Here is a 12,363-nt window from a genome sequence, read left to right as displayed (position 1 = left end):
AAGAAAAGTATTTAAAAGAAAATTCAAAGCTTGTAGACTTCAACAGAAAGGAACTTGAAAAGCTTGGTGTTACAACTATAGAGGCAAATTTAATAAAGATAAAAAATGGTCTTATAAGACACGATGCAGACTATCTTGCCAGAGTCCTTGCAGAGACTATTATGGAAAGAAAGCTGTTATATGACAGAAAGAGGATACTTGAATACATGTATCTTTCTGATAGAATAAAAAATTCAAAAAACAACTAAGGAAGGGGAACTTATGTCATTTTCGTCTAAAGTTAAAGGAGAAATATGCAGATATACTGAGCTTACTGTGGAAGAAGCCTTGGCAGAGCTTTCAGCCATTATGAAGGTAAGCGGTACTCTTTCCTTTAGCGGTAAGTCAATAAATTTTAGGGTAACTACAGAAAATCCTGCCAGTGCAAGGCTGGTATTTACTATTCTTAAAGAATATTTTAAAATCCACGCAAGGCTCATGGTGAAAAAGAGCAACTCCTTAAAGAAGAATAATCTGTATATGGTTATGATAACTGAGGAGATGGGAGTTAAAGAGCTGCTAAGCAAGGCGGGAATATTAAAGGAGGAGGAAGGCTTATTTTCTTTAGATTACAGCATTAATAAAGAACTGCTTACCTCTGAGGAAAGCAAAAGAACCTATATAAGAGGAGCCTTCATAGGAGGAGGAAGTATAAGCAATCCTGAAAAAACCTATCATCTTGAATTTGTTACCCACAGCCTTGAATATGCTGAGGATTTAAAGGAATTAATAAATGAGTTTGGACTGAATTCTAAGGTTATTCAAAGAAAAAGCAGCTATATAGTATACTTAAAAGAAGGAGAACAGATAGTAGATCTATTAAACATAATAGGTGCTCACTCCTCGTTATTAGAGCTTGAGAACATAAGAATAATGAAGGAAATGAGAAATAATGTCAATAGATTGGTTAACTGTGAAACAGCAAATCTTAGTAAGACTGTAAACGCTGCGGTACGTCAGGTGGAAAGCATAAAGCTAATTCAAAGAGAAATTGGACTTGCAAGGCTTCCTAAAAATCTAAGGGATATAGCAGAGCTCAGATTGAACTATCCTGATGAATCCTTAAAAGAACTTGGAGAAATGCTGGATCCTCCTGTAGGAAAATCAGGGGTAAACCACAGGCTGAGAAAAATCGAAAAGATTGCTGACGAGCTTAGAAGAGGATAGGAAAGATAATTAAAAATTTTAAATTAAAAATACACAATTAAAGAAAAAGCATCTGTGGAAATTTATTTATATTTCTGTGGATGCTTTTTTTAGCCTTAAAATAAAAGGCATTGAAAGTATTATAGATATTAAGTACACGACATTAATTATAAATATTTGCTTAAAGGAAAACGATAATTTACTAAAAAAGTATGATGGTAACATTATAAATAATGAAAAAACTGCTCTGGAGAAAAAGGTTACACTATAGGTATCTCCACAGCCGGGACATTTTACGTCCTCATAGGAAAATGATTTTAAATAGGAGCCCAATAAATATAAATAACTGATTTTAGAACTGCAGTTATTACAATTCATATTGTCTACCTCCTGATATTAATAGTTTAAAATAGTGTTATACACAGAATTTATTATAATAGAATTTTATGAAACAATTTAATTAGATACTATTTTTTTCTTTATTAAATTATACTTTAAGGTAAGGGTTAAAAATAATCCTAATATTACAATTAATACATAGCTTAGAACAAATTTAAATTTAGCGAATCTTATGAAGAAAAGTGCTACTGAGCCATTGCATATAAGTATTCCTATAAGATTTTTCACGTTATCTATATAATTACTGTGGAGCTTTAAAAACAGAGGTAAAAATACACTGTACATAATGAGCGTTATTAGTAATAAAAGCATCATGATAACTAACATTGCTACAAAAACAACGCCTGGATAATCTGTACCGGAGAGCTTCCTTTGTTCAATGTCAGATATCAGATCTATAAAACCAGATCCTAAAACTGTTAAGAGTATATATATTCCTGAGGTTATAAGGTTTATTTTAATGGATCTTTTTTTATCATAACTTATAAAGTTTTGTTTCCTCATCTTATCCTCCTATAGGAAATTTAATATTTAGCTGATATATTAATTCAACTTTTAATACATTTACCAAAAGCTTCTTTCCAGAAGATTATCCATTAATTGTTGCACTTACTTTTTTAAGATTCAAGTCCTATTTTTTTCTTTATGAGATAATACTTCAAAGTTAGGGTTACAAATAATCCTAATATTACAATTAATATATAGTTTAATGCAAATCTAAAGCCAAAGGCTTCTTTAAGGTAAAATGCAGCAGCGAAATTGCAGATAAATATACCAATAAAATTTTTTAAATTATCTATATATGTACTATGAAGTTTTAAAAACAGAGGTAAAAATACACTATAAATAGCAAGTGCTATTTGCAATATTAAGATCATGCTAAATAGAATTACTAAAAAACCCAAACCCGCATCAATTCTTCCAACGGCCTTCTTTTTTTCAAAGTTAGATACGACCTCCAATAAAATAAATCCTAACGCAACTAACAGTATATATATTCCTGAGGTTATAAGATTTATTTTAATGGATCTTTTTATATCATAATCTATAAAATTTTGTTTCTTCATCTTGTCCTCCTATAAGAGATTAATAATTTATATTACTTTATTCCTCATCTATCAGTATTTCAGTGATATTCCCTTTATGCACACTAATTATTGTAGTAATTAAAATAACGTATTTAACTCTTAATTTCAAAATTTCTATTTCTTTACAGTAGTATACCATATTATGGGGGATATGGAGAGATGATTTAATGAAAGTTTTTTAAAGTTTACGAAATTTTAATATTAATGCTTAAAATGAAACAATAAATTAATAAAAAACAGCATCAATACTATTTATATTTGATGCTGTTTTTTACTATTATTTATAATATTTTTTGTACTACTTCAAAAGTTATTCTCATGGTATATGTGGTAACATTTTTATCCTATCTCTTTAGAAGGTGGCTCTACCAATTCTACAAAGGACCAGGTTTTACCTTTATCCTTCGATTTATATTTTGCCATGACAGTACCTCCTTGGAAGTCTCCCTGATCACCCTGACCTACTAAAAGAAATAGTTCTCCACCTTCTTCATAAGGAGTTTCCGGCTGGATAAAGGGTTCAAGAGTGGTACCCATTGATTCTACCTTATGGGCTGGGAGGATTACAGGCTGAAAGGTTTTGCCTCCATCCTCTGTCCTATAAAAGTTTGTTTCTGCACCTTCTATTTTAGGATAGCTCATAAATCCCAGATTTTCATCTATAAAACCAGCAGATTTCAAAAGCCAGGTGCTTGGTCCGGAGCCCGCTTTCTTCCAAGTGCTTCCGCCATCGTTGGTCTTGTATATTATCTGACCTTCCTGAGACATTGTCCTTCCTCCTGCAACAATGACATAACCGATTTTAACCTTTGGAAAGCTTGTAAACTTCACTCTTGTGCTATCTATGTCTTTACTTATTTCCGATGTGTTCCAGGTTTCTCCCATATCCTCTGAGTAGGTTATCATTAGAGGATATTCTCTGGTACCTCCATAGATAAAGGCTGTTTTTTCCGGTGTTATAATGTAGCTTTTTTCCTGAAGCTTATTATAATAAGGTCGACCGTCTCCTACTGATACTAGTGCATCAAGAGATACAGGGACTTTCTTCCAGGTGTTTCCTTTATCATAGCTTACATAGCAGACCTTATTTTCTATTTTATATGTATATTGCTTTTCTTCATAAGGAATTTCAGCTTCATATTCCTGTCTGTATTGATCTTTTTCTTTTTCGCCGCTGGTTTGATATTTTTCTAAATCGTATGCTGCCGGTCTCTGTAATTTTGTTACGGTATATATGAAGTTTCCTTCAGGGGTTGCTTTTTCTTCAAACCACAAAACCCATTGGCTCTTAATTTTGTTTTTTACTAAAACACCATTCCAATTATGAGCATTTTGTTCATCAGGCTTTTTGGGTTCAAGAGAAAAGTCTATCTGAATCACGTTCTTTTCCCTGATTTGTGTATCCTCAATGGAGTATTGAAGAATCTCCTGTTTTTTAGGAATATATTTTACCTGGTACTGCTGGATATAATTTTCCAGCCATTTTGAGCCTGCCTCTGTAATATCTTGTGTATTTACCTCTACAGAAAAGCCTTCAGGAGGATGAATTTTAATTTTGCTTTGCTGATATTTATAGTAAGCAAAATAGCTCACAACTAATATAACAGCAATTATGGAGAGGGTTTTTATTATTTTATATAATTTTCTTTTTGATTCCACCTATACTTTCTCCTTCATTATGATTTTTAATTTATTCTCTATATTAATATGCTTATTAAGTATTATCTAAAATAAGATTACCCATATGGGTAATCTTATTTTATACAAATTTTTAATTTTAAATTACTCTTTTAATTCCTTATATTAATATATGCTTTCAAGTACTAAAATAGCTATAAGGGCGGCGGCTCCGGAAGTTAAGTTACTGCCCAGCAGCTCGAATATTGCACCAAAAACTATTCCGAAGATTAAGTATTTTGTCCAATGAATTTTTTTAGTATATTTTTTGCTGTTTTCCATAAGTTAGCTCCTAAATATAATGTCGTATATCTATTATACAGGATTATATGTGTTTTTACTACTTTACATCAGTAAGTTATTAATGCAAATATTCAAGATTAGAATTATAATAGGTATATATTTAAGTGAAAGGAGTGAAGCTTAAATTTGAGTGAAAAGAAGTTCACCCATCTTCACCTCCATACAGAATTCAGCCTTTTAGACGGATCCGGAAAAATACCGGGGATAATAGCAAAGGCTAAAGATCTCGGCATGGAAAGTATAGCAATAACGGATCACGGCGTTATGTACGGATGTGTGGAGTTTTACAATGCCGCTAAGGAGCAGGGAATAAAGCCCATACTGGGCTGTGAGATTTATGTGGTTCCTAAATCTCTTTACATAAAGGAAAACAATGATAAGGATAATGATATATACCACTTAGTACTTTTAGTAAAGAATGAAGAAGGATATAAAAATCTCATGAAGATAGTAAGCAAAGCTTCTATAGATGGCTTTTACTATAAGCCAAGGGTTGACCATGATTATCTCAGAGATCACAGTGAAGGTCTTATAGCTTTAAGCGCCTGCCTTGGAGGAGAGGTTCAATCTTATACCTTAAGAGGAAATTTAAACAAAGCAAAGGAAACAGCAGCTTTATATAAGGATATTTTTAAGGATGGATTTTATCTGGAGCTGCAGGATCATGGACTTGAGGAACAAAAGAAGGTTAATAAAGAGGTCATAAAAATAGCCAAAGAGCTTGATATACCTTTAATAGCTACAAATGACGTTCATTATATCAATAAGGAGGACAGCGTATCTCATGATATCCTTCTATGCATTCAGACAGGAAAGACTGTAGAAGAAGAAAACAGGATGAGATACCCTTCCAATGAGTTTTATTTAAAATCACCTGAGGAAATGTGGGATATATTCTCTTACATACCTGAGGCTTTGGAAAATACTCAAAGGATTGCAGAACAGTGCAGCTTTGATTATGAATTTCATAAATCTAAGCTTCCTAAGTTTCCTCTTCCGGAAGGGACAGATCCTTATGAATATCTAAAAGAGGTATGCTATAAAGGAGTTGTGGAAAGATACCCTGCATTTGAAGATATTAAAGATAAACCCTTTAATATTCAGGAAATAATAGAAATAGGGGAAGCCACAGAGGAAGGTAAGGAAATACTGGATAGATTAGAGTATGAGCTTCAGATAATAAAACAGATGGGATATGTAGATTACTTCCTCATAGTTTGGGACTTCATACGATTTGCTAATGAAAATGGCATACCAACTGGACCTGGAAGAGGATCCGCTGCGGGGTCAATAGTTGCATTTTCATTGGGAATCACAAAAATAGACCCAATTAAGTACAGCTTACTCTTTGAGAGATTTTTAAATCCTGAAAGAATCAGCATGCCGGACATTGATTCGGACTTCTGCTATGAAAGAAGACAGGAAGTTATAGATTATGTAGTAGATAAATACGGAGCAGATAATGTATCACAGATTATAACCTTTGGTACTATGGCAGCAAGAGCCTGTATAAGGGATGTAGGAAGAGCTATGAATTATTCTTATGCTGAAGTGGATAAGATTGCAAAGATGATTCCTACAGTGCTGAATATTACCATAGATAAAGCTCTGGAAATGAATCCTGAGCTTAAGCAGTCCTACGATGAAGATATGAGGGTTAAGGAGCTTATAGATGTAAGCAGAGCTTTAGAAGGGCTTCCAAGACACTCTTCTACCCATGCTGCAGGAGTGGTTATAGCTTCTCAGCCTTTGGTGGAATATGTTCCTCTTCAAAAGAATGAGGATATGATTGTAACGCAGTTTCCAATGGGAACCCTGGAGGAGCTTGGACTCCTTAAAATGGACTTCCTGGGACTCAGAACCCTAACGGTGATGAGAGATGCTGTGGAAATGATTAAGAACAACAGAGGAGTAGAGATAGACTTAGATAAGCTGGACTTTAATGATAAGGAAGTTTATAAGATGATCGGTGAAGGAAAGACTGTAGGGGTATTCCAGCTTGAATCTCCAGGTATGACCTCCTTTATGAAGGAATTAAAGCCTGACTCACTGGAGGATATAATAGCGGGAATAAGCTTATATAGACCTGGTCCTATGGCTGAGATTCCAAGATATGTAGAAAATAAAAGATTTCCGGAAAAGGTTCAGTATATTACACCTCATTTAGAGCCTATATTAAATGTTACCTATGGAGTTATGGTTTACCAAGGTGCGAAACGTTGTCCGGTTAATGGTTAAAAGAAATTTTAATCTAAAGCCGGACGGGATGTATATCATTCTAACTGTCTATTCGAGAAGCAGGGGAAGGACCTGCAGTGATTCAGGCAAAATCAATCTCTAAGACTCCGTCATGCAGCACTGCTTGCCTGCAGTATTGTGTGAAGCACGGTGAAGGCGGCGAAAATCAGACCTGAGAAGTGGTTAGAAAAGTAGTCGGGAGGCCAAAAATTTGCTATGCATACTATGAGGAAGCTTCAAGGAATCTATACCATATAGTATCAAAATAAAAGATATTAACTGATTTATCAGTTCAGCAGCGGTGATTATATTCTTGGTTATGGTTACTGCAATTATCCTCATAGGATAATTACCTATAAGTAAAAGCCTTGGCTTATAGGGGGCTGATAGATTCTGAAGCATGCTGTGGCAAAATATTAAAGGCTAGAATAGATGGAACGTTTGAACCTGAAAAGATAATGTTAACGGAGGGCAATCCGGAGGTATCTAATAGAGAGGAAATGCTCTATGAATTTCAGGGGCAGCAGCCCGTAGTAGTTATGAAGCGGTGTAATGACCGTGGAGCGAAGGGGCATAGTTTTTACGAACCTATGTTTGCATAAATCTTAGTTGTAGTGGATATTCTATGACTAGGAGAGTGTTATCTAATGAAGATATATGAAGATTATTACATAGAAACGGCTATTAATTTATATAAGGAAGGTTATTCGGCAATAAAAATAAGTTCATTATTAGGGCCTAATGAGGTTACTATAAGAAAATGGATTAAAAATAATAATATTATCATCAGAGATGGCGGGTACTATAATAAAAGGTATCCAGAAGAAATTATAAATAAAATTTGGTGCTTATATAATAATGGAATATATACAACAGATATTGATAAAATGCTGAATTTACCTAGGGGTACATCCTGTTATCTATTAAAGAAAAATAAATATGTTTTAAATCATAGAGGACCTAAGTCTTTGATTAAGTATGAAAATTATTTTGATTTAATAGATTCAGAGGATAAAGCCTATCATTTAGGATTATTAATGGCTGACGGAAATGTAAGTATTATAAATGGACAGTATAGTATCAAGATACATATATGTCTAAAAGATAAAGAGTTAATAGATAAATTTCTTGAGAAAATTAATTCTTCCAATAAGACTAAGATAAAAGAAGGTAAAAATCCATCTTACTATGTGAGTCTAACATCTAAGCATATGTGTGAAGCACTTATAAATTATGGAGTTATACCACATAAAACAGGGGCTGAAAAATTTCCTGAAAAAATTCCTGTTCCTTTGAAACGACATTTCATACGTGGAGTATTCGATGGTGATGGAATAACAGATATATCAAACTATAGGTGTGGATTTGTTGGCAGTAAAGCATTGTTGGATGAAATACAATTGCTTTTAAATACAAAATTAAAGCTCAATAAGGCTAATCACAAAACTAAAGAAGGAGAAAATATTTCTTATTTTCTTGGAGGTAAGAAGTTCTCAAGAATTTTATATGACTATATGTATGTTGATTCTACAATATATCTTGAACGAAAAAAACAAAGAATGCAGATAATATGTTCCTAAAGATGGAACGCCGTATGCGGTGAAAGCTGCACGTACGGTGTGAAGCGGGGGAAAAGAACTGCTGACCGTTAAGACGAAGACAGCTCTTACCTATCGCTATAACAGGTAATGCAGATAGTTAGGGATCTGGGAGGTTATTCTCTGGGCCGAAGTGACTTGGTAAGAAGAGCCATGTCCAAAAAGAAGCACAAGGTCATGGAGGAAGAAAGAAAGAACTTTATATATGGAATAGAAGATGAAAAGGGAGATGTACTGGTTCCCGGCTGTTTAAGAAACGGAATTACAGAAGAAGCGGCAAACAAGATCTTTGATCAGATGATGGACTTTGCAAGCTATGCATTCGTTTGAATTAACCACTATAAAACATATAAAGTGGTTACAAGTTTTGAGTGCCATTACAAAGTGATTTGTAATGAAAACAGGGTGAATTGCAGGAAAAGCCTTAGAGCCTTAAATACTAACCTGTGCTAGTAATAGATACAGGGGCAATGAGTAACGTCAAAGGTATAGTAAAAAGTTTAAGGATTGGTAAATCTGCAGCCAAGTATCCTAAAGGGCATAAGAGTAAGGATAAAGGTTCAGAGACTAGAGAGATGAAAAGCCCAATGATAATTCTCTCCACGAGTGCCCTGTACCCATAATTATATGGGTAATGAAATAGTCCGATACTTCATAGAAATATGAAGAGATAGGGATAAAGAGCCCTATTGCAACAAAATGTCAACAAAAGTCACGCCGCTGCCTATGCTGTAGTAGGATTTCAAACTGCCTATCTTATGAGATATTATCCTGTGGAGTTTATAGCAGCAATGCTTAACAGCTTTATGGGTAATAACGATAAGGTAGCCTCTTATATACATTTTGCTGAAAGCCTGGGTATTCAGGTTCTTCCACCGGATATAAATGAGAGTTATTCTAAATTTACCGTTAAGGGAGACACTATAAGGTTTGGTATGGCGGCTATAAAAAATGTAGGTATGAATGCCATTGAAGCCATAGTTAAGGCAAGGGAGGAAAAGGGAGAATTTGTGAGCCTTTCAGATTTTACCGGCAGGGTAGAGCCTTCCTCCATAAATAAGAGGGCTGTGGAAAGTCTTATAAAAGCCGGAGCTTTAGATAGGTTAAAGGCTTACCGTTCACAGATGCTGGCAGTTTATGAGAAGCTTTTAGATGGAGCCTCTAACCAAAAAAAGAAAATATCGACGGACAGATAAGCCTCTTTGGAGGTTTGGATCTTGGTAAGGATTTAGAGATACCGGAGATACAATACCCTAAGATAAAAGAGTTTGATAAAAAGTATATGCTTGCCATGGAAAAAGAAATGACAGGACTATATCTTACAGGACATCCTCTAGATGAATATACAGCCAGTCTTAAAAATCAGACCTCTATAGAAATTGAAACCATTATGAGCGCCAACAAGCTTTTAGAAGAGGATAACCTCACTGAAGAAATAGCTAAAGAGGTAGTTCTTAAGAATACTGATGTGGTAGAAGATGGAGAAAGGGTCATAATAGGAGGAATAATCACCGAGGTAAGCAGAAAGGTTACAAGAAACAACAATATTATGGCCTTTATAAAATTAGAAGATCTTACGGGAACCATAGAGGTTATAATATTTCCAAATACTCTCCAGAAGGTAAGCTATATGGTGGATGTGGATCAGCTTATAGTGATAAAAGGAAAGGTAAGCATAAGGGAGGATGAAGCTCCTAAGGTAATATGCGAAAATATCCTTCCCCTTGAGAAGATTAACTCCTCGAAGATATATATAAAGGTAGAGGACAGTATAAAGGCCAAAGAGATTAACTGGGCTTTGAAACCTTATCTTTCCCCTTACAGAGGAGATACACCCCTTTATATATTTGCAGCTAGGGAAAGACAGAATTATAGGCTGTCAAGAGATATGTGGGTGGATACGGATAAAGGAGCTTTAGAATTTTTAAGGGAAAAATTTGGTGAAGAAAATGTAAAGCTAGTAGAATAAAATATGAATCAATAATAGGTGTGGAGTAGAGCTATTAAATATAGATTTGCTTCACATCCTTTTTTGTTTTTAAATTTTCACAAAATATGATAAAATCTAAATTATTAGAAAATTATGTAAGGAGAGTGGTGGTGTGAAAAGCAGCAAGGAGCAGGTCTTAGATTTTATCATAAATTCTTCGGAAGAGAGCAGAGGTTTTTCTGCCGGTGAGATTGCAGAAGCTCTTAATATGCAGCGTAGTAATGCTAGCTCTATACTTAATGAATTATATAAGCAGGGAGACTTATTAAAGATAAAAGGTAAGCCTGTAATATATTCAATTAACAGCAATAAGAGATACAGCCAGGGAGAGATTGTAGAAAATGCAAATTTTGATGCCATTACAGGAAGCGACAGAAGCTTAAAAAAATGCATACAACAGGCAAAAGCAGCTATAATGTACCCTAAAAGAGGACTTCATACTTTAATCTTAGGACCTAGCGGAGTAGGTAAAACAATGTTTGCAGAGCTTATGTATAAGTTTGCTATAGAAAATGGAGTGTTTAAAATAGATTCACCCTTTGTACCCTTTAACTGTGCAGACTACGCTAATAATCCCCAGCTCCTTATGACACATCTTTTTGGATGTAAAAAGGGGGCTTTTACCGGAGCAGACAAGGACAGAGAAGGGATTGTGAGCAGGGCTGACGGAGGGGTGCTTTTTCTAGATGAGGTACACAGACTCCCTCCTGAAGGACAGGAGATGCTTTTTTATCTCATAGATAAGGGGAAATACACTCCTTTAGGAGATGAAGTAAAGAGGAAAAGCGAGGTTTTAATAATATGTGCCACCACAGAGGATATAGATAATGTGCTGCTTTCCACCTTTACAAGAAGAATTCCTATGAGTATAAAAATTCCTGCTTTAAGCGAAAGGACTATGGAGGAAAGGTTTCAGCTCATAGGTGAATTTTTCAAGCTGGAGGCGGCAAGGGTAGGAAAGGATATTTCCGTTTCTCCAAATACTATAAGGCAGCTTTTATTATATGAGTGTCCGGGAAATGTAGGACAGCTTAAAAGCGATATACAGCTGGGATGTGCCAATGGCTTTTTAAATTCCTTATCCGTCAGCAGAAATATAATTGAAATTCATTGTACGGATTTTGCTTCTCACGTTAATCAGGGACTTTTGATTTATAAAAACTATGCACAAGAGGTAGACAAGTTTGTTGATGAGGATATAAATTTATATTTTACACCTAAGGGTCAGAAAAGCACTATAAAAGAAGGAGATTATTCCCTGCCCGGTAATTTTTATGAAAGTATCGAAAAGAGAATGGCAGAGCTTCACGAACGAGGTGTGGAGGATAAGGAAATAAAGCTTTTAATGGAGCTTGACATCGAAAATTACTTTAAGAGCTTTATAAGAAATTTTGATAAGGGTGCAAGAAAGTATGAGCTTTCTAAGATTGTGCCGGAAGATATAATATCTATGACAGAAAACTTCTTAAAATTTGCAGGGAGAAAGCTTAAAAAGATTTTTCCGGTAAAGGTTTTCTATGGATTATCCCTTCATATAAATGCCACAATGGAAAGATTAAAGGCAGGAAAGGTTATAGTAAATCACAATTTGGAGAATATTAGAGAGAAGTATCCCGAAGAGTATTCCTTATCTAAGGAGTTTGCAGGAAGTTTGGAGAAAAAACATGAGGTTTTCATACCTGAGGACGAAATAGGTTTTATAGCGATGTTTTTAACAGTAGACGAGCTGGAAAATCAATGTGCCGAGGATAGACCTATAGTGGTTATAGCTATGCATGGACGGGCAACTGCCTCTTCTATGGCGGAGGTGGTAAATAAACTAGTGGGAGCTAATAATGTATATGCCTATGACATGAGTCTTGAAAAAGATCCTCAGGCTGCTTAT

General features: G+C 34.7%; 12 protein-coding genes and 3 pseudogenes. 9 read left to right on the top strand and 6 right to left on the bottom strand.

The genetic code is table 11. The features are described 5' to 3' along the window. Together TA89_RS18615 and whiA are read left to right on the top strand one after the other, a co-directional pair. Nucleotides 1-248, top strand: a pseudogene (locus TA89_RS18615) (hypothetical protein); the annotation flags it as partial. A gap of 13 nt (nucleotides 249-261) precedes the next feature. Continuing rightward, a complete protein-coding gene (whiA, locus tag TA89_RS10645) occupies nucleotides 262-1,206 on the top strand; it encodes a DNA-binding protein WhiA (RefSeq protein WP_040213282.1) in 945 nt (314 codons plus the stop codon). Nucleotides 1,207-1,272: 66 nt separating this feature from the next. Here the strand turns inward: whiA and TA89_RS19290 are convergent, their stop codons facing one another. From TA89_RS19290 to TA89_RS18295, 5 genes are all read right to left on the bottom strand, one after another. Next, nucleotides 1,273-1,563 (bottom strand): TIGR04104 family putative zinc finger protein, encoded by a 291-nt coding sequence (locus TA89_RS19290; RefSeq protein WP_040213280.1) that lies wholly within the window; start codon nucleotides 1,561-1,563, stop codon nucleotides 1,273-1,275. 78 nt (nucleotides 1,564-1,641) lie between these two features. After that, nucleotides 1,642-2,088 (bottom strand): hypothetical protein, encoded by a 447-nt coding sequence (locus TA89_RS10635; protein WP_040213278.1) that lies wholly within the window; start codon nucleotides 2,086-2,088, stop codon nucleotides 1,642-1,644. A gap of 113 nt (nucleotides 2,089-2,201) precedes the next feature. After that, the gene (locus TA89_RS10630; protein WP_040213277.1) at nucleotides 2,202-2,651 is read right to left on the bottom strand and encodes a hypothetical protein; all 450 of its coding nucleotides are present in this window, start codon (nucleotides 2,649-2,651) and stop codon (nucleotides 2,202-2,204) included. A 360-nt stretch (nucleotides 2,652-3,011) separates the two neighbouring features. Continuing rightward, nucleotides 3,012-4,331 (bottom strand): WD40/YVTN/BNR-like repeat-containing protein, encoded by a 1,320-nt coding sequence (locus tag TA89_RS10625; protein WP_040213276.1) that lies wholly within the window; start codon nucleotides 4,329-4,331, stop codon nucleotides 3,012-3,014. 144 nt (nucleotides 4,332-4,475) lie between these two features. Further along, a complete protein-coding gene (locus TA89_RS18295; protein WP_156120037.1) occupies nucleotides 4,476-4,631 on the bottom strand; it encodes a hypothetical protein in 156 nt (51 codons plus the stop codon). A 147-nt stretch (nucleotides 4,632-4,778) separates the two neighbouring features. Between TA89_RS18295 and TA89_RS10620 the strand changes: the two are divergent. Then, a pseudogene (locus TA89_RS10620) lies at nucleotides 4,779-6,860 on the top strand (DNA polymerase III subunit alpha); the annotation flags it as partial. Nucleotides 6,861-7,073: 213 nt separating this feature from the next. Here the strand turns inward: TA89_RS10620 and TA89_RS18690 are convergent. Further along, nucleotides 7,074-7,292 (bottom strand): hypothetical protein, encoded by a 219-nt coding sequence (locus TA89_RS18690; protein ID WP_147590114.1) that lies wholly within the window; start codon nucleotides 7,290-7,292, stop codon nucleotides 7,074-7,076. Nucleotides 7,293-7,348: 56 nt separating this feature from the next. Between TA89_RS18690 and TA89_RS18285 the strand changes: the two genes are divergently transcribed. From TA89_RS18285 to TA89_RS10595, 6 genes and pseudogenes are all read left to right on the top strand, one after another. Next, the gene (locus tag TA89_RS18285; protein WP_156120036.1) at nucleotides 7,349-7,492 is read left to right on the top strand and encodes a hypothetical protein; all 144 of its coding nucleotides are present in this window, start codon (nucleotides 7,349-7,351) and stop codon (nucleotides 7,490-7,492) included. Nucleotides 7,493-7,537: 45 nt separating this feature from the next. Beyond that, a complete protein-coding gene (locus tag TA89_RS10610; RefSeq protein ID WP_040213270.1) occupies nucleotides 7,538-8,470 on the top strand; it encodes an LAGLIDADG family homing endonuclease in 933 nt (310 codons plus the stop codon). 108 nt (nucleotides 8,471-8,578) lie between these two features. Then, the gene (locus TA89_RS10605) at nucleotides 8,579-8,818 is read left to right on the top strand and encodes a hypothetical protein (RefSeq protein ID WP_082023911.1); all 240 of its coding nucleotides are present in this window, start codon (nucleotides 8,579-8,581) and stop codon (nucleotides 8,816-8,818) included. A gap of 116 nt (nucleotides 8,819-8,934) precedes the next feature. After that, nucleotides 8,935-9,111, top strand: coding sequence for a hypothetical protein (locus TA89_RS18610; RefSeq protein ID WP_187119291.1), 177 nt, complete (start codon nucleotides 8,935-8,937; stop codon nucleotides 9,109-9,111). Between the two features lie 81 nt (nucleotides 9,112-9,192). Then, nucleotides 9,193-10,457: pseudogene (locus TA89_RS18015) on the top strand (helix-hairpin-helix domain-containing protein); the annotation flags it as partial. A 133-nt stretch (nucleotides 10,458-10,590) separates the two neighbouring features. Beyond that, nucleotides 10,591-12,363 (top strand): sigma-54-dependent transcriptional regulator (locus tag TA89_RS10595; protein ID WP_040213267.1); only part of this gene is annotated, 1,773 nt, incomplete at its 3' end.

This window comes from Clostridium polynesiense, from assembly GCF_000820705.1.
GTDB lineage: Bacteria > Bacillota > Clostridia > Clostridiales > Clostridiaceae > Clostridium_AA > Clostridium_AA polynesiense.
This window is presented reverse-complemented; position numbering and strand designations above follow the sequence as displayed.

Excerpts from the sequence above, each read along its gene's own strand:
- whiA (WP_040213282.1), top strand. The coding sequence starts at position 262 with ATGTCATTTTCGTCTAAAGTTAAAGGAGAAATATGCAGATATACTGAG.
- TA89_RS19290 (WP_040213280.1), bottom strand. The coding sequence starts at position 1,563 with ATGAATTGTAATAACTGCAGTTCTAAAATCAGTTATTTATATTTATTG.
- TA89_RS18285 (WP_156120036.1), top strand. The coding sequence starts at position 7,349 with ATGTTAACGGAGGGCAATCCGGAGGTATCTAATAGAGAGGAAATGCTC.
- TA89_RS10635 (WP_040213278.1), bottom strand. The coding sequence starts at position 2,088 with ATGAGGAAACAAAACTTTATAAGTTATGATAAAAAAAGATCCATTAAA.
- TA89_RS10630 (WP_040213277.1), bottom strand. The coding sequence starts at position 2,651 with ATGAAGAAACAAAATTTTATAGATTATGATATAAAAAGATCCATTAAA.
- TA89_RS18295 (WP_156120037.1), bottom strand. The coding sequence starts at position 4,631 with ATGGAAAACAGCAAAAAATATACTAAAAAAATTCATTGGACAAAATAC.
- TA89_RS10610 (WP_040213270.1), top strand. The coding sequence starts at position 7,538 with ATGAAGATATATGAAGATTATTACATAGAAACGGCTATTAATTTATAT.
- TA89_RS10605 (WP_082023911.1), top strand. The coding sequence starts at position 8,579 with ATGCAGATAGTTAGGGATCTGGGAGGTTATTCTCTGGGCCGAAGTGAC.
- TA89_RS18690 (WP_147590114.1), bottom strand. The coding sequence starts at position 7,292 with ATGCTTCAGAATCTATCAGCCCCCTATAAGCCAAGGCTTTTACTTATA.